This is a genomic window from Micromonospora sp. NPDC005215 (genome assembly GCF_040607915.1).
Taxonomy (GTDB): domain Bacteria; phylum Actinomycetota; class Actinomycetes; order Mycobacteriales; family Micromonosporaceae; genus Micromonospora.
The window spans coordinates 45,765-65,675 of sequence record NZ_JBEXHQ010000020.1; the positions used below are offsets into that span (position 1 = coordinate 45,765).

Genomic DNA, 19,911 nt, shown 5'->3' on the forward strand with positions numbered 1-19,911 from the left:
GTCAGCTCCCCGTGGTCAGTGCGACGACGATACGGCCGGCGGCCGCACGGGAAGCGATGAGCGGTCCATCACGATCGGGGACAGCGACGTTGAGGAGCGTTGTTCCTTCCTTGACCCCGGTCCGCACGTCCACCACGGTGGCCTCGATGCTGATTGGCGCAGCCGTTGTCTGCTGCTGGCTCGAGACCGAACCGTCGTCCGGGGTGACGACGAGTAGCACCCGAGCGCCGGGCTTCACCCTCTCGGCGGGCATGCGCTCCTGCGGCAGGCTGAGTCCCACCAGCTGCTCACCCTGCCCCGGTACGGCCGCCTCGGTGAGCTGTGCCCTGGTCAGCAAGGTGCCGGGTACCAGCCCAACCGCCGCGAACTTGCCGATGACCTCGTCAGCGGCGCCGGCTCTGATCGGCTTGAGCGCCGGGTCGACGGTGATGCGTACCGTAGTGAGATCCGACCGATCGATAGTTGAGCCAACCTCAACCGTGCTGCTCACTGCCAGGTACTCGGCGGTGGTGCCAACCTTGCGTAGTACCGCGGCGGCGATCAGCCCACCGGTAGCGACGAGCGCTACCGCCAACCAGACGAGTGCTGGCCGCCAGCGGCGTTGCGGTGCGACGCGGGGAACGGCGTAAGGAGCAGCGACCGGCGAGACAGCGCGGGGGGATTTCATCGGTGCGCTGGTCATGACGTGATCACCTGCAGTTCGTCGACGTCGATCGTGGTGGTGGAGGACAGGTCGACGGTCTGGGAGCCGGTGGCTCCGCCCCCACCACTCCACGTGACCAGCCAGGACGTGGTGGCCGTTACGGTGTAACGACCTCCGGCCTGGGTGCTGCTCGGATCGGAGTAGCCGTCATAACCGCAGTCCGGCGACTTCTTGTTGCCGTAGGAGGGCTGATAGGGGGTGCCCGGCGTAGTGCAGGTGACCGAGTTGCCGTCGCCCATGCTCCAGACGATCTTCTGCGCTCTGGCGGTGGCGGTGACCGACCGTCCTGGCACTGCCGCCGTCCGCGTGATCGGGCCCCACGTGCTGGGACTCACGGTGTTCCAAAGCCAGATGGGCAGTCCGACCAGGCCGGCACCGTTGGTCTGCGGGGCGATTCCGATGTTCGGACCGTCGAGGCTCATCTGAGCGATGGCTCGTTCAGCAAGCTCCTGGTACGAAGGCAGAATTCCAGCGGGCGGATCCGCTGACCAGGTCGCCGGTGTCTGTGAGGCGACGCCCCCAAAGACGCCGCACGTACGAATGCTCCAGTAGCCGTCGGTCCGGCCGCCCGGCGGTGGGGGGATTCGGTTGACGTAGCAGGACCCGTCCCACACACCGAGCCCATCGACCACGCACGGCACGGCCTGGCCCTCGTAGCTGCAGCCCTTACCGGCGCCGCCACCAGTGTTGTTGTCCCCGCCGCCGTTTCCGCCACCTCCGGTGCCGGGGTTCTCGACAACCCAGTAGCAGTTGCCCAACGCGTCGCAGTGCTCGTAGTCCGCGTACGCCACGCCCGGTGCCATGAGACTGCCACCGCCGATCGCCAGGGTCGCAGCCACAAGCGCCCTTCTGATCAACATGGCCTCTCCCGTTGGGCGCTGACCTCTCGGATACGCCACTGACCGTCGTCGAACAACTCAGCCTTCGCGATCACCACGTACCTTGTTGCCTGTCCCGTGGTCCGCGCCGATTTGCCGGTCTTCTTAGAGACGACGTCCCACGTGCCGGTGTCGAAGCAGTCCACGACCTCGGCGGTGAAGGGGCGTTGGCTCGTGTCGACCTTGCTCACCTTGGGCGTCGAGGTGGGTTCACCCTTCGTGACAAGTCCTTGCTGAAACTTGATCAGCAGGTCCTGGCGCACAGTCAACAGCGCCGGATCGGCCACGAACCTGTCGAGTTTTGCGTTGTAGTCGCCCTTATTCGACGCGCTGACGTAGGCCCGTACGTAGTTCCGGTAGGCGGCAAGCGTGGACGCACTCGCACGGGCGTCCTCCGCATCGGTGCTGGGAGGCGGTTGTGAACTGACCGGTCCTGCACTCGGTGTGGCAGCGTCATCGTCCGAGGTGCATGCGGCCAGGTTCAAGGCGAGGGCACCTACCGCAGCTGCGATGGCGGCGCGGTTCGTGATCAGTTGGATCTGGCGCAACGACGCGTCCCCCTTTGACTCGGTGCCCAGCCGGTGGACTTAGCCCCGGCAGCGGGGCAGGCTCTGTCGCAAGCCCGCATTGAGATGACGGCGGCCAGCGCGTAGGCAGGCGCGGCAGGTGTAATGGCGCTGCAGCCGCCAACCGGGAGCACTCTGGCAGCGGGCAATGACACTGCAGCCCCGTTGGCCACACCCGCTGCCAGAGGCTCGTAATGTTACGCATACAGTGTGTAGCCGTGTCAATGCTTGATTCCATCAAGGACTATCGTGTAAACCTTGTGTTCCAACTCGCGAGGAGTCCCGATGGTCGAGGCCGACGATTCAGCCGGCGAGACGTTCGCCGAACGGCTCGACTGGCTATTTCTCCATGTCACGGACCCTGCCGGGAAGCCCTACAGCATCCGTTACGTCGCGACCGAATTAACTCGGCGGGGTTGCAAGATCTCCCACACCCACCTGAGCAACCTCCGCCAGGGTCGATCGCCTGACCCACGGCGTTCGATCGTCGACGCCATTGCGGCCTTCTTCGGGCAGCCGCCCGCCTTCTTCGCTGAGACGTCCGAGGATCAACATGAGCACAGGCTCGCCCAGGCTCTGACCGATCCGCATATCAAGCAAGTAGCTATGCGTCTGATAGACGCACGGTTATCGCCTGAGGGCCATGCGGCAGTTGTCGCCATGATCGAGCAGGTGCAGCGACTGGAGGCTGCCGCCCGTGGCCGGCTAGGAAGCACCGAACGGCAGCGCCGCTGATGGCAGACGTCTTCAAACAATCAAGCCACCGATCGCCGGTCACCGCCGGCTGCGTACGGTTACAAAGCTGGTGGTGGTACGACGACCAGACCACAGCGTGGAACGAGCGGCAGATTCGCCGATGCGATGAGGTCCTGCACAGCCTTTCCATGCCAGCGACCTTCACGGTGGGCGAGTTCTGCGCCGCATTGCAGCGTGCCCGAGGCCGACCGCTGGTGGTGAGGGCTGTCCGGACGCGCCAGGCAGAGGCTCGCGCCATGTGGTGTCGCGGCGCGACGACGGATCACATCCTGATTGGATCGGATCTCCCTCTCCTCCACCGGGACCATCTCGTCCTGCACGGCATCGGCCACATGGTCTTTGCTCACGTCGGTAGTCCCGCCGTCGGCCGCGATATCAAGAAGGCGCTTCACGCAGCTGACATGGCCAACCTGCGGCGAGGTCTCAAGCGCGTCGTCTACACACATCGCGAGGAACACCAGGCCGAGGTGTTCGCCAGCCGGGTGCTGCAACTGGCGAATGGTTGGGTGGCACCGAAGCCGCCTTCGGGATCTCAGACACTGTTGCTGGAACAGCTCTCCTCCGTTCTCGAGTACCACCCGGGCAGGGCAGAGCGGTGAGGCCGCTGCGATCTCGCCACGGGACCAGACCATGCCGAAGCCTGATGAACAGGGAACTCGATGCAACGTCATACCGATAGCAGCGTGAGCCACCTGCGACAGCAGGCAGCGCAGCTCCTCGCCGCACTCAAGCTGCCTTCGACCTTCACCTTCGCTCAACTTCACGACCGGATCGAACATCGCCGTGGACGCCAGGTTCACCTCATGCCCCGGCATCTGCCAGCCCTTGCCCCCCACGGCCTCTGGGTAGCCGGCGAGCTCGCCGACTATGTCTTCTACGACGCCAATGCTGGCAAAGTGCGCCAGAGCCTCATCATCGGCCACGAATACGGGCACATGATGTTCGATGACGTCGCCGTCCCGAATGATCTTGAATGCCTCGCGGCCATGCTCATGCCGTCGGTGGATCCATCCGTACCCGAGATTGCACTGGCGCGTCTGGCGTATGACGAGCCGATCGAGCGCCGGGCAGAAGTCTTCGGGACGGTCGCCGTGCAACGCGCCGAGTCGTGGTCCACGATTCCGACCTCCGCGCCAGCTGATCCTCGAATCTCCGCCAGGCTGGTGGCAACGCTGGAAGGCCGGGCGGCCTGATGGTGAGCCTCGCTCGAGGCCTCATGATCGTCGTGACGCTCATCTGCTGGGGCATGAGCCTCTACAAGTTGCGCGACCTGGCGCGGGATCGAGGCAACCGCCCTCTTCGCGCGCTGTGCCTTGCCCTGATCGCGATCACCATCTCGATGACCCTTCAGCCGCTCATGCCAAAGATCGACCAGCTGTTTGGGACTCCGGATGTCACCCGACTGATGTCCAACTGCCTGTCGCTGGTGTGCGCCACAGCGGCGCAAGCATTCCTTCTCTACATGACCAGTCGCGACGTCAGCACCCGGCGGCGGGTGCGGCGGCGGACCATCGCTCTGGCGCTCACCATCACTGTCATGATCATGATGTTTGTCGTGACGCTCTCGGACGGTAGTCGCTCCGACCCGCGCGTTCGCGCCGCCGAGTACTACGGCGAGCCTTTCCACCCTCCATTTCATTTCGTGTACCTGGCATATCTGTTCGTGTACCTGGCGTACCTGGGCTGGTCACTGACGCAAGTAGTGGTCTTGGCGAACCGTTACGCCGGCATCGCCCATCGGCCGTTGTTGCGCTTCGGCCTCCGGATGATCACGGTTGGCTCGCTGTGGGGGCTCGCATACGTGGCCGCCAAGCTCGTGGCCGTCGCCTTGGGAAACAGGTCCCCAGACTTTGCTCTGATCACGGACGCGGTGGTGGTACTGACGTTCAGCACGTCGATCCTGCTGGTCCTGATCGGGTCCACAATTCCGTCCTGGGGTCCTCGCGTCGGCCTGGAACGGCTTTGGGTAGGGACCGCAGCGTTCCGGGACTACTACCGGCTGTACCCGTTGTGGACGCGGATCCATGCCGTGCTGCCTGAGATCGCGCTACTCCCGCCGCCGTCTGGTGTGCGCGGCGCTCTATCGATCGCCCGGGACGCTTCCCTGCGACGGGTCAGGATCACCGTGGAGATTCTCGACGGCTACGCCACCCTGAGGCCGTGGATGTCGACGGCAGTCCTCAGGCAGGCGCAGACCGCTGCTAGGGAAGGCGGCCTCCTCGGTGAGCAGCAGACCGCCATGGTCGAAGCCGTCGTCATCGGTGCGGCACTGGCGTCCCGGCTCAATGGCGCACCCCCCTCCAGTGAGGCCACCGAAGCACTCACCCTGCCGCTGGGCCCGCCCCGTGACTCGGCCGCTGGTGACCTCGATGCCGCGGACCAGGTGACGTGGCTCGCCCAGGTAGCCCGAGCGATCGCATCCCCAATGGCCGAGATAATCATCTCGCAAGCCAGATCCGAAACGTTGCCTCTTACTCCGCAGTCGTCCGAGAGGTAGAACCTCATCGTGTCCGCACTCGTTGACCTGCCTGCCAACAGCACCTCCCGAGTGGCACGGGTCGTCACCGAAGCATTTGCGCCGGCAGTCTTCGCGGCCCTGATGCCGCTGATCATCGCCCTACACAGCACCGCCCCCGCCGTAGTGACCGGCCTCGGCTGGGCACTGCTCGCCATACTGTTCTGCTCCGCCGTCCCGTACGCCGTCATCTGGGTCGGAGTACGGCGAGGACGACTCACAGACCACCACATCGGCGTACGCGAGCAGCGCCGCATGCCTTTGGTCTACGGACTGTTGTCCGTCCTTGTTGGTCTCGCCGTGCTCGTCCTCGCCGGCGCGCCTCGGCCGCTTGTCGCCATGGTCGTGGTGATGTTCGCCGTGCTGCTCATCGTCACCGCGATCAACCAGGTGTGGAAGCTCAGCGCACACGCTGCGGTCGCCTGTGGCTCGATGTCCGTACTGATCATCGTGTTCGGGCCGGCGCTGATCCCATCGCTGGCGATCGTCGTCCTGGTGGGGTGGTCCCGCGTGCGGCTGGGCGATCACACGATTGGCCAGGTTGTCGCGGGCGCGGTGGCGGGCATCCTCATCGCTGTACCGACGTTTCTCCTCCTGACCTGAAGCGAGATCGACCACTGCAGACCGTCGACAGACGGCTGTTCGGCTGTGAGTGCTATGGATGATTGAGCCCGACGTTTCCTTGCGGTGGCGCTGTCAGTCTTCCGTCATTGCAAATTCCGCGTGCCGCCGGTAGCGCGTTCGTGGGGCGCCGACAGTCGTCCGAGGTTGCCGTCCGGACGGATGTTGATTGTGGTGTCTGTCGATTCCGGTGACTAGGGTGGGATGATCGGGTGGTTGTGAGCTGTAGTGCGGTTCAGGATTCGCTTTGAAATGCAAGGTCGCTAGGTTCAATGGCTGGGCGATCTGGGTGAGGAGCGACTGGCGTGACCGGTCTAGTGGTTGATGGTTCGGGTTTCGAGGTTCTGGTCGGCGGGGAGCGGATCGGGTCTCGGCGGGTGTTGACCGACGCTGATGGGGCGCAGTTGGCGGATCTTGGGGTTCGCTATGTGCGGGCGGTTCACTCCGGAGCACCTGACGAGGTTTTCGTGGGGTTGGGCCGGGAGCTTTGGTCCTGGTTGGATGGTGATCAGGGGCAGTTGACGGCGTTGTTGGACAAGGCTTCGGCGCCGGTGGTGTTCGAGGTTCGGGGGCCGAGGTCGCCGTCAGATCGGGCCTGGGCGGTGTTGCGGGCGCCGTTTGAGTTGTTGGCGCCTCCGGGCGGGAGTTTCCTGGCGGCGGACCCATTGATCCGGTTCTGTGTGGTGCGGCGGCTCGGTGTGCCCGGGATTTTGCCGGAGCCTGATGGGTTCCGGTTGGGTTTGGCGTTTATGGCGTCGTCGCCGCGTCGGCAGCATGAGCTGGACTTCGAGGCTGAGGAAGCGGCAATCCTGAAGGCTGTTGATGACACTCGGGTTGATCTGATGGTGGAGGACACCGGCAACCCGGAGGAGTTGGGGCGACGCCTGGCGGACTTGGGTGGGATGCCGGTGGTGCACCTGTCCTGTCACGGGGTGAACAGGTGGCCGGTGCGGCCTGGTCTGCCGGGTGTGCCGGTGTTGATGATGGAGGACGAGGTCGGTGATGATCTGCCGACCACGGCGGCTGAGCTGGTTAGGTTGATGACCACGGTGCCCCGCTTGTTGTTCGTGTCGGCCTGCCTGACTGCGACGGCGGCTGACGCGGGAGGGTATTTGCCGGCGGGCGGTGGGCGTCGCGGCAGGGCGGGATCCGGCGGCGATGGGGACGTCCCGGTGGCGCATTCGATGGCCACGGCGTTGGTGTCGGCAGGTGTCCCGGCGGTGCTCGGCTGGGACGGCTCTGTGAATGACCTGGCGGCGATCGTCTTCGCCGAGCAGTTGTACCAGCAGTTGAGTAGGCGGGCGGACCTTGCTGTCGCGGTCGGTGACGCTCGCCGTGTGCTGCTGAACTCCGTCGAGCCGCGGTTGCGTGCGGATTGGCATCTGGCGAGGCTGTGGATAGGTCCGCTGGGTGGGGGACCGTTGGTGGCAGGGACCAGGAGACGATCGCGGGTGTCGGCGGTGCACGGAACCAAGGCCTTCCTTGACCGCAAGCACCATGTGCCGGTTGCCGCACCGGAAATGTTCGTTGGGCGCCGCCCCGAGATGCAACGAGCTCTGCGAGCGCTGCGCTCACCGGACCGTGCGGGGGTACTGCTGCACGGACAGGGCCGGCTCGGTAAGTCGAGTCTGGCGGCGCGGATCGCGGACCGATGCCCGCATCTGGTCCCAGCGGTGGTCTTCGGCGACTACAGCGCGGCCGCGATCCTTGACGTGGTAGATGAAGCGGTACGCGTCAACCAGGACGCCCGCGATCTGATCACAAGGCGGCGGTCGGACGTCCGTGACCGGCCAGAAGCACTGGAGGAGCTGCTGATCGACCTGCTGAGCGGGCCGTGCGCGCAGCCCGGCGACGGTCAGCGCCCGCTGCTGCTGATCGTCGATGACCTCGAACAGATCCTGCGATCGGATCCGAACGGCCTGCATCGGGTCGATCCAGGGTTGGCGCCGGTGCTGGCAGCTGTCCTGCGATCCTTCAACCCTGACTACACCGACAGTCGGCTGATCATGACCAGCCGCTTCCAGTTCACCCTCGACGATGTGGAGGGTCGGCTGGAGCAGGTGCCGCTGCGGCCGCTGTCATTGGTCGCCCAACGCAAGCTGCTGAATCGGCAACGAGCGCGGGTCAGCCCGCAGCGGCGGGATGAGCGGGCGGTGCTCGCCGAGCGGGCGGCGAAGGTCAGCCGTGGTAACCCAGGTCTGCAGGACCTCATCGGGCTGCGCCTGGTCTACGGCGACCACGTGGACATCGACCGTGCCGAGGCAGCAGTCGCGGGTATGGAGACATACCTGCGCCAGGGCGAGCAGCCGTCAGAAGCAGAGGTACGCGACTTTCTGGAAAACTTGGCGCTCGACACGCTACTCGACCAGGCTGGTCCGGCCCATCGTGCGTTACTGCGTGACCTCACTTTGTTCGACCTGCCGGTGCCGGTGTCGGTGGCGGATGCATTGGCCCAGCGCACCGGGGGGTCAACCGCCCGGCTCCGTGGGCTGGGACTAGTCGATGTTTTCCCGGACGGCTACGACTCGCAGCAGCCGGCGCTGGCCGCCAACGCACTGGCTGCAGGACGCCTCGACCCGCTCGACGCCGCCGAGATCGCCAACCTTGCCGGCCTGATCACGGAGCCGCTGTTCTCGGCCTGGGGTGGCACCGCCGCGCAGAATCACCGCGACCTGGAGTTGGACCTGCAACTGACCCGGGTTGCCCTGCACGCCGGCAACCCACAAGTCACCGCCACCTGCGCCGCCGACGCCGTGCAGGCGCTACGTTCCGGGCCAGCCACCGACGCATTCCGGCTCGGCCAGGAGGCCATCGCTCTACTCGACCGTCACCAGCACCCGGTACCCCTCCCGCTCATCCGGCGGGTCGCCGACGCCGCGACAACCAGCGGGGACGGTAACACTGCCGGCCAACTCTTCACCCGAGCCGTACAACAGGCCCAGACCGATGACTCCCTGCAGACCATCGACCGCGCACGCGTCACGGCCGAACATGCGACCTACCTGATCGGCCGCGGCGAATTGCGCCATGCCGAACAGCTTCTCCAGCAAGCCCACCAGCTGTTCACCGCCGCAGGATCCGAACGGGAAGCCGCCACCTGCCGAGGAACCCTCGCGGACATCCATTTCCAACGCGGTGAGTACGACGAAGCCCTCCACATCCGCCGCGAAGTCGAGCTTCCGGTGTACGACCGCCTCGGTGACACCCGCTCGGCTGCGGTCACCTGGGGCAAGATCGCCGACATCCTGCGCCAGCGCGGCGACTACGACGAAGCCCTCCGCATCCACAACGAGGAAACACTGCCGGTCTACGACCGCCTCGGTGACACCCGCTCGGCTGCGATCACCTGGGGCAGGATCGCCGACATCCTCTACCAGCGCGGCGACTACGACGAAGCCCTCCGCATCCGCCGCGAAGTCGAGTTGCCCGTCTACGACCGCCTCGGTGACACCCGCTCGACTGCAGTCACCTGGGGCCAAATCGCCGACATCCTCTACCAGCGCGGCGACTACGACGAAGCCCTCCGCATCCACAACGAAGTCGAGCTTCCGGTCTACGACCGCCTCGGTGACACCCGCTCGACTGCAGTCACCTGGGGCAAGATCGCCGACATCCTGCACCAGCGCGGCGACTACGACGAAGCCCTCCGCATCCACAACGAGGAAACACTGCCGGTCTACGACCGCCTCGGTGACACCCGCTCGGCTGCGGTCGCTTGGGGCAGGATCGCCGACATCCTCCATCAGCGCGGCGACTACGACGAAGCCCTCCGCATCCACAACGAGGAAACACTGCCGGTCTACGACCGCCTCGGTGACACCCGCTCGGCTGCGATCACCTGGGGCAAGACCGCCGACATCCTCCATCAGCGCGGCGACTACGACGAAGCCCTCCGCATCCGCCGCGAAGTCGAGTTGCCCGTCTACGACCGCCTCGGTGACACCCGCTCGACTGCAGTCACCTGGGGCCAAATCGCCGACATCCTCTACCAGCGCGGCGACTACGACGAAGCTGTCGCGCTGCAGACGAAGCGGTTACGCGCGCACGAGTCTATGGGCCACCTCGACGGAATAGCTGCTGCCAAGTGGGGGCTCGCCCAGATTAATTTGGTGCAAGAGAACCACCAGGCCGCACTTCCGCATCTCGTTGAGTCATTTCAAGCCCTTCGGCAGCTCGGGCGACCCGACGGCATCGCGGTTGTAGGTAGCGTCCTAGGGCAAGTCTTGCTAGCTATTGGAATGCGTGAACGTGCGATGCTGGTTCTCCAAGAAAGCTTGGCTGCCGCCGAAAAGATCGAGGCTACCGAGATCGTCCAGGGAATTCGCGGCCTGATTACTCAAACCAGCGAGCGTCACGGGGGCGGCCAGCAAGATTGACCACACCAAGCCGAAACGAAAGCACTACCATCGGCAGATGCGGATCGGCTTTGACCATAGGCGCCGCTGGAACGCCTAGCCTGTCCCCGTCAGCGCAGCAAATCATCCGACCGAGCACAGCTGCGGAACTTGTCACGGCGTCGGCCTACGGATGGCAGCAACTTGCCGGCTCCAGTTGCTGACTGCGACGACCTTTACGACGTCACCAGTCTTGGGTGCCTGAATGAGGTACTGCCGTCCGCTCCGATCAACACCGATGTACATCCCGACGTGGCCAGGCCGGGTCATCGTGCCGTCCGAACCGGGGATGAAGATCAGGTCCCCAGGTCGTATCGCTACCAGGGATGGGACGGCGGCGCCGGTGTGGACCTGGTCGGCGGTGACCCGGGGGATCTGCACGCCGCCTTTGGCCCAGGCTGCCATCATCAGGCCGGAGCAGTCGTAGCTGTCCGGCCCTTCGGCACCCCAGACGTAGGGCTTGCCGAGTTGGCCCAGGGCGAAGGCGACGACTGCTCGTAGCTGCGGGTCCGACGGCAGCAGGAAGCCGTCTGGCAGTCCAGCGTTGTCTAGGGACGGCAGCCCGTCTCCGCCGTCACTGGTGCAGACGATGTTCATGCCATCGCTGATGAGAGCGACCAACTGCTGCGCCTCGGGCTGCCACCTGGCGTACGCGTCGGGGAACGCCGACCGCTGCACGGCCTGCGCGGCTCGGGTGAGCTGCATGGCATGCCAGCCATCGACCTTGACCAGGCGCTCGTAAAACATCCGGGCGGCGTAGCGGGGGTCAAGGATCTGCTCGGAGGTGCCCCAGCCCTGGCTGGGTCGTTGTTGAAACAGCCCGAGCGAGTCATGGTCGTTGTCCGCGCCGAGGTGGCCGAGGTTGCGCAGCGTGGACTCCTGCATGGCGGTGGCCAACGCTATCTCCCAGCCGTAGCGCGGCACGTGCAGCTCGGCCCCGACGGAGACGATGACGGCCGCGTTGCTCACCTGCTCGGAGGTCCAGGAGCCCTGACCGGGCCACTCCGGCGGCGCAGCCGAAGCGCCAGGCGAAACGGTCAGCGGGCTGATGGTGCAGCCCGTCGCTGGGCTCAATGGGAGCATTGCGAGGGCAACGAACACGATCAGCGCAAGCGGTGCCAGGACCACAACAGCGAGCCCTCCCGCGATGAATGGCCACGGCTTGCTCATCGCAGACCTGCCTGGCGGATCTCGTATCCGGCGACCCGCCAGCCGGATCCGTCCGGGCCGCCACGGCGCAGGGTGCAGTCGAGCAGGCTGTACTCAGTCCAGCCGCGCCAGCCGTCTTCACTGAGGGGCGTTGCGGTCACCCGGACCGTGCGCCGTGCGGAGATCGCCGTATCTGCTGGTTGCAATGCGTCGACGAAGGGTTCCACGGCGGTGTCGACGTACGCCCGGTGTTCGGCCCAGGTTGCCCACCGACCGTCCCGCCTGGCAGCCGGACTCTGTGCGGCCAGTGTGCCGCTGCCAAACTGGACCGCGCGCTTGTAGGCGTCGTCCGGTCCACCATCCCGCCGCGTGTCGGCGCTGTAGAGAGCCGCGGTGAATCGGGTGCACACCTCGCCGGGGTCCAGGTACGCGAACCCGGCCTGCGAAGGCGGCGGCACCGGGGCAACGACGCCAGCCGAATTGGGGGCGGACGCGGCCCTGGTTGTGCTCGGCGCGGTCGGCGCCGGCCGTCCGCCGCCGGAACAGCCGGTAACGGACAGCGTCAGGACAAGTGCCGCGACTGCTTGAGTTCGCGCGTTCATGGTCACGACGGTGCCGAAGCGCGTAGGCCGTTACCGCTGCCAGTCGGGGCTGGTAGCGACGGTAACGGTGGCAGCAATCCCAGGGTCAAGTCTGCCGTCAGCCCTACCCGGCCAAGGTCCAGGGCAGATGCCCAACCGAGGGCATCATGACCTTCGGGAGACTGCTGTGTTTGCTCACTACCTCGCTGGGGCTGCGCTCGACGCCCTGGCAGTCCCTACTCCCCCGCCCGCCGCCCCACCCGGCCTCGAGGCCACAGGGAATCTGTTCATCGGCTGGATGAAATGGGTCCTCAAGGTCGTTGGCGTTGGCGGCATGCTTTATTGCGGGATCATGATGGCCGTCGGTCGCCGGAACCGGTCGGCGTTCGCGGCCGACGGCGCGGCTGGTATCCCGTGGGTGCTGGCCGGGCTCACGTGCGGCGCGGTTGGGGCCGTGGTCGTCGGCGCAGTTCTGCCGGGCTGAGTCATGACCTACGACGTCATCACTCGCGCCCACCGCACCACGCGTCGCCGGGTTACCGCCCTCTGTCTGGCCACTGCGGCGGTGCTCGGCGCTGCGGCCGTGGCAATGGCGTTCGACGCGGACTCGGATCGTCCTGCTTCCTCGACCTTGAGACCGGTGCTGGTCCGTCCCGAGACCACCGCCAACGGGCAGGCAGTTCTGCCTCGTGACCTGGATTGGGTTGACGTCGCGGGAGTCTCGATGCCTGTGTCGCGACAGTCCGGTCCTCGCGTCTCTAGTGAGGGCCAGGCTCGGGGATTTGCACACGACCTTGGTGGTGCCGTGCTGGCCGCCGTACACATCGTCGTGCGCGTGAACCCGCAGGTCGGTCCGGCTGTTTTCGAGCCCGCACTGCGTACTCAGATCGTCGGAGCCGACGCGGCCGCGATGCGGGTTCAGGTCAGGCAGGCGTACGACGAGCTGCGCGGCCAGACGAGCGTGGCGGATGGGCAGCCCGTCGGACGCCTGAATGCGACTCTGCTCGGCTACCGGATCGTCAACTACACCGAAGACGAGGTCGTCCTTCGCTTGCTGACCGAGGCACCAGACGGCTCGGGTAGGTCGCTGATGGTCAGCACCGAGGTGCATATGCGCTGGACGGGTTCGGACTGGGCGCTGCTGGCACCCGCCGGCGGGACGTTCGACCAGGCCGTGACCGTCGTCTTGGATCCGTACACCGCCATGTTCCTTCCCTTCAGCGCAGGCGGGTGATCGTCGTGCCTTTCTGCAACCCCTTCATGCCCGCGACCTGCGCCGGCGTCATCGTCGATGGCGTTCAAGCCCCGGGTGCCGTCCGGGATTCAATGGTCGACGCGCTCCTCGATGGGTTGGCCGACGCGACGAAGGACGCCATTCAGTGGGTCGCCGGCCTGCTGACCAGCTGGACGCTCATCCCGTCGAACGACCTGTGCCCGACTAGCGGATCTGACCCGGGTCAGTGGGCTACCGACTGGGTGGCCCAGTGCAACGGTGCTGCTGGGCCTGCGCAGCAGCTGCGTGGGTTCATGCTGCCGATCACGATCCTGGTCTTGGTGGGTGGATTGGTGTGGCAGGGCATCACCGTCGTCATCAGCCGCAAGGGTGCGCCGCTTCTGCAGGCGGTCCGCGGAGTCTGGAACACCGCCCTCTGGGGCAGCGTCGGCGTTGCCGGCACCCACCTGGTCCTCAAGGCCGGGGACAGCTACTCGACGTGGTTGCTGAACGAGGCGATCTTCAAGGAGTCCAACGAGCCACCCAACGAGGCGATGAGCGCCGCGCTCGGGGCCCTGCTGCTTCCTGGCACCGAGGTGGCCCCGTTCGTAATGATCCTCGTCGGTGTCGTCGTCATCCTCGCGGCCGTGGTGCAGACCATCCTGATGGTCTTCCGCGAAGGCGCCGTGGTCATCCTGGCCGGACTGCTTCAGCTGGCAGCGGCGGGCTCCATCACCCGAGGCACCAGTCAGTGGCTGCACAAAACTCTCGGCTGGTCGATGGCGCTCGCGCTGTATAAGCCAGCGGCGGTGTCCGTGTATGCCACCTCGTTCGTGATGATGCGCGGCAACGGTCGGGACTGGCTGATGGGTCTCGGCATGCTGGCCCTGTCGGTGATCGCCCTACCCGCGCTGATGAAGTTCTTCACGGTCTTCACCGGCGGCGTCGCCTCCGGGGGCGGAGGCCTCGGCATGGCCGGCGCCGGCGCTGCCGCGGGCCTGCACGCCGCCTCCTCGATACGCGGAGCGGCCGGCGGTCACAGTGCCGGCGACCACGCCCGCTATATGGACTCGAGGGGTCCTGGTAACGGCGGCGGCAACGGCCCCACCGGGGCCATGCCGACTCCGGCCGCGTCCTCGCCCACGAGCGGATTCGGTGGGGGTACGACCGGTGGCGCTCCGACGGTGATCAGCGGTAGCGCCACTGCTGGCGGCATGCCGGGTCCGGTAACACCCACGGCCACCGTGCCCGCCGGTACCGGTGCTACCGCGTCTGCCGGTGGCAGCGCCGCGGCCTCGGGTGGCGCGGCGGCTGGCGGTGGCACCGCGGCGGCCGGGGCGGCGGGAGCTGCGGCCGGGCCGGCGGCACCGGTGGTCATCGGTACCGTCCTGGCCGCGCAGGCCGGGGCCGCGGCAGCGAAGGCGGGCGCGAACACGGCCAGCTCCGCGATGCGGGACGGGAGTACGCCGTCATGAGCAGCGACCAGGCGCAGATTCGTACCTACGGAGGTTGGCGGCGGGCGCGGGGCATGGGGCTGTTCGGCCTCGGGCCGACGCAGACCTTCGTCGTTCTCGCGGCGATCACCACGCTGATCATCTCCGGATCGATGGGACTGCGGGCGCTGGCCGTTGCCGCCGGTCCCTGTGTGCTGCTCGTGGTTCTACTGGTCCTGCGGTGGGACGGGGTGCCGCTGTCAGCCGGAATCGCACAGCGAGTGCGATGGCTGATCGGCACCAGCCGCGGCTACACCTCGTACCGCTCCGGGGTGATGGTGGCCGGCGAACACGCCTGGCAGCTTCCGGGTGTGCTCGCCCCGACCACCCTGCTGACCGTCGAGGACGAGGGCAGCGGCCGGTACGGGGTGGTCTATAACCGCCGGTTGGACACCATGACGGTGACGCTTCGCTGCGCGGCCACCTCGACCTGGCTGGCCGATCCCGACGCGAGCGCGGCGTGGGTGGCCAACTGGGGCGGCTGGTTGGCGAACCTGGGCTACCTGCCGATCGTCGACCACGTCACAGTCACCGTGGACACCGCGCCGGATCCGGGTTCCCGGTTGGCCGATCACGTCAGCCGACGGATCGTCCCGCACGGTCCGGCTTCCGCCCGGCGGGTGCTGCAACGGCTGGTGGAGGTGTCCCCGGCAGCCGCCGCCGACGTGGAGACCCGGGTGTCGGTGACCTTCAAGCCCGGTGCCTCCCCCAGCAAACCCAAGAACGTCGACGAGGCTCTGGAGGAGATCAGCCGGGCCTTGCCGGGTCTGCAGGACTCGCTGGGCAGCTGCGGACTGACCGTCCTCGGCCGAGCCAGCGCGGAGACCATCTCGGCCATCGTGCGGACGGCGTTCGACCCGGCCAGCCGAGGTGACATGGCCCGGCTGGCGGCGACTCCGGGTCTTGATCTGAGCCGGTGGTTGGACTGGGACACCGCCGGACCGGTGATGGCCGAGGAGCACCTCGACCGGTACGTGCACGACTCCGGCACCTCGGTCTCGTGGGCATGGCACGAGGCACCACGTCAGCACGTGCACGCCGACGTCCTCGCCCGGCTGCTAGCTCCTGGCCCGTACCCGAAGCGGGTTTCGCTGCTGTACCGGCCTTTCCCCGCTGGGGAGGCCGCTCGGATCGTGGAGAGCGAGGTCAACGCCGCAGCGTTCCGGGCGGCGTACAACCGGGCGCAGAAACGCGACGAGTCCGCTCGCGACCACGCCGATCGGGATCGGGCCTTGCAGACCGCGCGGGAAGAGGCGACCGGGTCTGGGGTGGGTCTGATGTCGCTGTTCGTCACCACCACCGTCGTCTGCGCCGACGACCTAGGCCGGGCCATCGCCGACGTCGAGTCCCGCGCCGACGTCGCCAAGATCCGGCTGCGGCAGCTGCGCGCCAGCCAGGCCGCCGGCTTCGCCACCACCCTGCCCTGCGGCGTATGCCCGCCGCAGCTGGCCCGCCACTGGCCCCGCTGACTTCAAGAGCAGGAGCAATCAATGAAGAGCACCGCCGCCGTAAGTACGGCCGCGCCGGCGCCAGCATGGGGTGTACGGACACCCGGCGCCGGCCGAGCCAGCCACATCTCCCCCGGCATGGAGTACCAGGGCACCACCGTTCAGCTCTGCGGCCTGTTCCCCTTCGTCGCCGGCTCCGGAGCACCCACGATCGGCGTACCGATCGGGCGGCACATGCTGTGGGGCGAGGTCGTCTGTCTTGACCCTCTCGAGTGGCTCCGCGAAGGCCTCATCACCAACCCCGGTGTGTTCGTCCTCGGCCAACCCGGCGTCGGCAAATCCACGGTGGTCAAGCGGCTCATCACCGGCATGACCGGGTTCGGCACCAGCGCCCTGATCCTCGGCGACACCAAACCCGACTACACCCGACTCGTCGAGCACCTCGGGGGGCAGGTCATCCGGGTCGGCCGCGGCCTCGACCGGCTCAACCCACTGGACTCCGGCCCGCTCGGTAGTGCACTCGCCCGCATGGGCAGCGCCGACGCCCGGCAACTGCGCCTCGAAATCCGGGGCCGCCGCATGTCCCTGCTGCTGGCGCTGTGCGCCCTGGTGCGCGGGCGGGCGCTGAACAACACCGAGGAGATCGTCCTCGGACGGGCGATCGACGTACTCGCCGAACGCCTGGACCACGACCCCACGGTGCCCGACGTGCTGAGCCTGGTCGAAGCCGGCGCCGACGAGCTGCTCACCGCCGCCCGGGCCCGGACCGACGGCGAGTACCGCCGCCGTGTCGACCAGCTGGTGCCTACCTTGGCGCTGCTGTGCGAGGGCAGCCTGCGCGGGGTGTTCGACGGCCCGACGACCAAGCCGCTGGACCTGGATGCCCCGGCTGTCAGCGTTGACATTTCCCAGGTTGCCGCTGCCGGTGACCAACTGGTAGCGGCCGCGATGCTGTGCACCTGGGCGTACGGCTTCGGCATGGTCGACGCCGCTTCGGTGCTGGCCGACCAGGGCCTCGCGCCACGCCGGCAGTACCTCGGCGTGATGGACGAGCTGTGGCGAGCCCTGCGCGGGGCATCCGGCCTCGTCGAGCACGCCGACGCGCTCACCCGGCTCAACCGGCAACGGGGGATGGCCAGCGTGATGGTCACCCACTCCCTCGCCGACCTTGACGCCCTGCCCACGCCAGAGGATCGGGCCAAGGCGCAGGGCTTCATCGAACGGTCCGCCATCAAAATCCTCGCCGGGCTGCCGCCACGTGAACTGAACCGGGTCAACGAGGTGATCAAGCTGTCCGCGCCCGAGCGGGAACTGGTGGCGTCCTGGGCTGCGCCGGAGGCGTGGTTCGCCGGGTCGGTGCATCCCGGCCGGGGCAAGTATCTGATCAAGACCGGTGAACGCAACGGGCTGCCGGTGGCGCTGACTCTCGTCGGCGACGAGTGGGAGCTCTACGACACCGATGCCGCGATCCGACAGGTGCAACCATGAACACCCGGCCGGTCGAGCCGCGCGGCAGTGCCGGAGGTCCGCTCACCCCGTTCCTGATGCTGGGGCTGGCGTGGGCGGTCATCGCCCTGACGTGGCTGTCCTGGCTGGCCGGGCGGATCGCCGCTGCTGCAACCGGGCGGCGAGCCAGTGGGCCCGGCTTCGGATCGGCGTACCTGGATCACCTGCTGCGTACCAAATGGTCACTGTTGTGGCCCGGGGTGTCCCCCACCGTTGTCGGTCTGGTCTACGCGGTTCTGCTGCTGATGCTGGTCGGCCTGGTCACCCTCGCGGCGGTCTGGTGGCAGGGGCGCAGGCCCGACGCCGAAGACCCACTGCCGGCGCTGGCCGGCCCGGCCGAGGTGCGGGCGATGACGCTGCCCGCGGTGGCCGCCAAGACGCGGCGTCTACGGCATGGCCTGGCGAATGCGGCGGTGAAGGAGATCTCCGCCGAGTCCGCTGGGGTCGTGCTCGGTGCGCATCGGCGGCGGCGCGGCTCAGGTCCTCGGCTTTACTCCTCCTGGGAGGACGTCATCCTCGCGGTGATGGCGCCCCGCGCCGGAAAGACCACCGCCCTGGCCGTGCAGTCCATCCTCGGCGCGCCGGGGGCGGCCCTCGCCACCAGTAACAAGCCCGATCTGTGGGCTACGACAGCAGCCGTCCGCTCGGAGCACGGCACCGTCTGGGTGTTCGACCCGCAGTCCATCGCCCACGTGCCCCAGGGCTGGTGGTGGAACCCGCTCGCCGCAGTGGAGGACGTTGAGGATGCCCACCGGTTGGCCAACCACTTCGTCCAGCAGGTCCGCAACTCCCAAGGCAGCGATGACTTCTGGATCCAGGGTGCGCTGGACCTGCTCACGTCGCTGATCCTGGCTGCCGCGCTGGAGGGCCGCACGCTGACGTCGGTGCAGGCATGGTTGTCGGACTCCACCTCTCGGGAGCCTGCAACGATCCTCAAGAGCCATGGGTTCGGCGCTTCCGCGCGGGCGATGTCCGGCCGGCAGGCCGGCGCACCGGAAACCCGCGAAGGGCTCTACGAGACGGCCCGGACCGCTGCGTCGTGCCTGGCCAACCCGACCATCATGGCCTGGGTAACCCCACCGGACCTGCCCCTCCAGGCACTAGACGTCGAAGCGTTCGTCGAGAGCACCGACACCCTTTATCTCCTGTCGAAGGACGGCGCTGGAGCGGCGGCACCGCTCGTCGCTGGTCTGACCGACCAGGTGCTGCGTGCCGCGGTGACGCTGGCCGAGGCGCACGGCGGCCGACTCGATCCGCCCCTGGTCGCGTGCCTGGACGAGGCCGCGAACATCTGCAAGATCGCGGACCTGCCGGAGCTTTACAGCCACCTCGGCAGCCGCGGCATCATCCCGCTGACCATCCTGCAGTCCTATCGGCAAGGGACCAGGGTGTGGGGTGAGCGGGGGATGGACGCGCTCTGGTCGGCCGCCACCGTCAAACTGGTCGGCGCGGGCATCGACGACGCGCGGTTCGCCGAGGACCTGTCCCGGCTCGTTGGCGAGCACGACGTAACCGTTGCCTCCCGCACCCGGGACAGGAAGGGCCACACCTCGTACCAGACGTCGGTGCGTCGGCAGCGGATCCTCGATCCGGCGCGGATCCGGGCGCTGCCGAAGGGCTCGGCGTTGTTGTTCGCCACCGGCGTGAAGGTGGCCATGCTCAACCTGCTGCCCTGGTACGACGAGCCGAGCGCCGATCGGCTGACCACGGCCGTCGTCGCATCCACCGCTGAGATGACCCGTCAGGCGCAACGCGCCCGCGCCGCCCGACGCGACCGAATGGCGCAGCGCTCCTGGCGGGGACGGGCCGGCTGAAGCTAGCCAACTGACATCCCCGGTACCCGCCGCCGCGCAGGGCCTGGTCGCGGCATTTGACGCCGACCCGGCGGGCCGTACGGCGGTGGATCGGGCGTGGCACCTGCTCCGACAGCCTCGATTTCCCGGCCCGCTGCTGGCGGCCGCGTTCAGCGCCGGTGCCGACCCGGCAGACCTGCTGCGCCGGCCGTACGGCAGAGTCAGCTGCGCGCGGCCCACAGCGACAGGCGCAGCCCATGCTCGACACGGTGCTCGACCACCGCCTCGCCCGGCT

The 19,911-nt window shown here is 67.5% G+C and carries 17 protein-coding genes; 12 read left to right on the top strand and 5 right to left on the bottom strand.

The annotated features are described in order from the left end of the window. Window position 1 precedes the first annotated feature (1 nt). The 3 genes from ABZU25_RS17000 to ABZU25_RS17010 are packed head-to-tail and all read right to left on the bottom strand — an operon-like array spanning window position 2 to window position 2,129. Window positions 2-682 (bottom strand): SAF domain-containing protein, encoded by a 681-nt coding sequence (locus ABZU25_RS17000; protein WP_355030271.1) that lies wholly within the window; start codon window positions 680-682, stop codon window positions 2-4. Beyond that, window positions 679-1,563 carry a hypothetical protein gene (locus tag ABZU25_RS17005; RefSeq protein ID WP_355030272.1) on the bottom strand — a complete coding sequence of 295 codons (885 nt, stop codon included), beginning with the start codon at window positions 1,561-1,563 and terminating at the stop codon, window positions 679-681. The genes ABZU25_RS17000 and ABZU25_RS17005 overlap by 4 nt, the downstream gene beginning before the upstream one ends. Further along, window positions 1,557-2,129, bottom strand: coding sequence for a hypothetical protein (locus ABZU25_RS17010; protein WP_355030273.1), 573 nt, complete (start codon window positions 2,127-2,129; stop codon window positions 1,557-1,559). The genes ABZU25_RS17005 and ABZU25_RS17010 overlap by 7 nt, the downstream gene beginning before the upstream one ends. 303 nt (window positions 2,130-2,432) lie before the next feature. On the opposite strand from ABZU25_RS17010, the gene ABZU25_RS17015 reads away from it, so the two are divergent. The 6 genes from ABZU25_RS17015 (at window position 2,433) to ABZU25_RS17040 (ending at window position 10,415) form a co-directional block, all read left to right on the top strand. Further along, a complete protein-coding gene (locus ABZU25_RS17015; RefSeq protein ID WP_355030274.1) occupies window positions 2,433-2,882 on the top strand; it encodes a hypothetical protein in 450 nt (149 codons plus the stop codon). Next, window positions 2,882-3,502 carry a hypothetical protein gene (locus tag ABZU25_RS17020; RefSeq protein WP_355030275.1) on the top strand — a complete coding sequence of 207 codons (621 nt, stop codon included), beginning with the start codon at window positions 2,882-2,884 and terminating at the stop codon, window positions 3,500-3,502. Before ABZU25_RS17015 ends, ABZU25_RS17020 begins: the two co-directional genes overlap by 1 nt. An 84-nt stretch (window positions 3,503-3,586) precedes the next feature. After that, a complete protein-coding gene (locus tag ABZU25_RS17025; protein WP_355030276.1) occupies window positions 3,587-4,096 on the top strand; it encodes a hypothetical protein in 510 nt (169 codons plus the stop codon). A 23-nt stretch (window positions 4,097-4,119) separates the two neighbouring features. Further along, window positions 4,120-5,400: an MAB_1171c family putative transporter gene (locus tag ABZU25_RS17030; RefSeq protein WP_355030277.1), complete on the top strand. Its 1,281-nt coding sequence runs from the start codon at window positions 4,120-4,122 to the stop codon at window positions 5,398-5,400. A gap of 102 nt (window positions 5,401-5,502) precedes the next feature. Then, window positions 5,503-6,021, top strand: a complete 519-nt coding sequence (locus ABZU25_RS17035) for a hypothetical protein (RefSeq protein ID WP_355030325.1) — start codon at window positions 5,503-5,505, stop codon at window positions 6,019-6,021. Between the two features lie 323 nt (window positions 6,022-6,344). Then, entirely contained in the window at window positions 6,345-10,415 is a 4,071-nt protein-coding gene (locus tag ABZU25_RS17040; RefSeq protein WP_355030278.1) for a tetratricopeptide repeat protein, read from the top strand. A gap of 132 nt (window positions 10,416-10,547) precedes the next feature. On the opposite strand, the gene ABZU25_RS17045 is transcribed toward ABZU25_RS17040, so the two are convergent. Next, complete coding sequence (locus ABZU25_RS17045) at window positions 10,548-11,603, bottom strand: C40 family peptidase (RefSeq protein WP_355030279.1); 1,056 nt, start codon at window positions 11,601-11,603, stop codon at window positions 10,548-10,550. After that, a complete protein-coding gene (locus ABZU25_RS17050; RefSeq protein WP_355030280.1) occupies window positions 11,600-12,190 on the bottom strand; it encodes a hypothetical protein in 591 nt (196 codons plus the stop codon). The genes ABZU25_RS17045 and ABZU25_RS17050 overlap by 4 nt, the downstream gene beginning before the upstream one ends. Window positions 12,191-12,350: 160 nt before the next feature. On the opposite strand from ABZU25_RS17050, the gene ABZU25_RS17055 reads away from it, so the two are divergent. The 6 genes from ABZU25_RS17055 to ABZU25_RS17080 are packed head-to-tail and all read left to right on the top strand — an operon-like array spanning window position 12,351 to window position 19,637. Further along, complete coding sequence (locus ABZU25_RS17055; protein WP_355030281.1) at window positions 12,351-12,647, top strand: hypothetical protein; 297 nt, start codon at window positions 12,351-12,353, stop codon at window positions 12,645-12,647. A 3-nt stretch (window positions 12,648-12,650) separates the two neighbouring features. After that, a complete protein-coding gene (locus ABZU25_RS17060; RefSeq protein WP_355030282.1) occupies window positions 12,651-13,397 on the top strand; it encodes a hypothetical protein in 747 nt (248 codons plus the stop codon). Then, the gene (locus tag ABZU25_RS17065; RefSeq protein ID WP_355030283.1) at window positions 13,394-14,851 is read left to right on the top strand and encodes a hypothetical protein; all 1,458 of its coding nucleotides are present in this window, start codon (window positions 13,394-13,396) and stop codon (window positions 14,849-14,851) included. The genes ABZU25_RS17060 and ABZU25_RS17065 overlap by 4 nt, the downstream gene beginning before the upstream one ends. Beyond that, complete coding sequence (locus ABZU25_RS17070; protein ID WP_355030284.1) at window positions 14,848-16,338, top strand: SCO6880 family protein; 1,491 nt, start codon at window positions 14,848-14,850, stop codon at window positions 16,336-16,338. The genes ABZU25_RS17065 and ABZU25_RS17070 overlap by 4 nt, the downstream gene beginning before the upstream one ends. Window positions 16,339-16,359: 21 nt before the next feature. Then, window positions 16,360-17,805 carry a hypothetical protein gene (locus ABZU25_RS17075; protein ID WP_355030285.1) on the top strand — a complete coding sequence of 482 codons (1,446 nt, stop codon included), beginning with the start codon at window positions 16,360-16,362 and terminating at the stop codon, window positions 17,803-17,805. Further along, window positions 17,802-19,637 (top strand): TraM recognition domain-containing protein, encoded by a 1,836-nt coding sequence (locus ABZU25_RS17080; RefSeq protein ID WP_355030286.1) that lies wholly within the window; start codon window positions 17,802-17,804, stop codon window positions 19,635-19,637. Before ABZU25_RS17075 ends, ABZU25_RS17080 begins: the two co-directional genes overlap by 4 nt. Window positions 19,638-19,911 lie beyond the last annotated feature (274 nt).

Coding starts and splice junctions, on each gene's coding strand:
- ABZU25_RS17000 (WP_355030271.1), bottom strand. CDS start 682: ATGACCAGCGCACCGATGAAATCCCCCCGCGCTGTCTCGCCGGTCGCT.
- ABZU25_RS17005 (WP_355030272.1), bottom strand. CDS start 1,563: ATGTTGATCAGAAGGGCGCTTGTGGCTGCGACCCTGGCGATCGGCGGT.
- ABZU25_RS17015 (WP_355030274.1), top strand. CDS start 2,433: ATGGTCGAGGCCGACGATTCAGCCGGCGAGACGTTCGCCGAACGGCTC.
- ABZU25_RS17020 (WP_355030275.1), top strand. CDS start 2,882: ATGGCAGACGTCTTCAAACAATCAAGCCACCGATCGCCGGTCACCGCC.
- ABZU25_RS17030 (WP_355030277.1), top strand. CDS start 4,120: ATGATCGTCGTGACGCTCATCTGCTGGGGCATGAGCCTCTACAAGTTG.
- ABZU25_RS17035 (WP_355030325.1), top strand. CDS start 5,503: ATGCCGCTGATCATCGCCCTACACAGCACCGCCCCCGCCGTAGTGACC.
- ABZU25_RS17045 (WP_355030279.1), bottom strand. CDS start 11,603: ATGAGCAAGCCGTGGCCATTCATCGCGGGAGGGCTCGCTGTTGTGGTC.
- ABZU25_RS17060 (WP_355030282.1), top strand. CDS start 12,651: ATGACCTACGACGTCATCACTCGCGCCCACCGCACCACGCGTCGCCGG.
- ABZU25_RS17070 (WP_355030284.1), top strand. CDS start 14,848: ATGAGCAGCGACCAGGCGCAGATTCGTACCTACGGAGGTTGGCGGCGG.
- ABZU25_RS17075 (WP_355030285.1), top strand. CDS start 16,360: ATGAAGAGCACCGCCGCCGTAAGTACGGCCGCGCCGGCGCCAGCATGG.
- ABZU25_RS17080 (WP_355030286.1), top strand. CDS start 17,802: ATGAACACCCGGCCGGTCGAGCCGCGCGGCAGTGCCGGAGGTCCGCTC.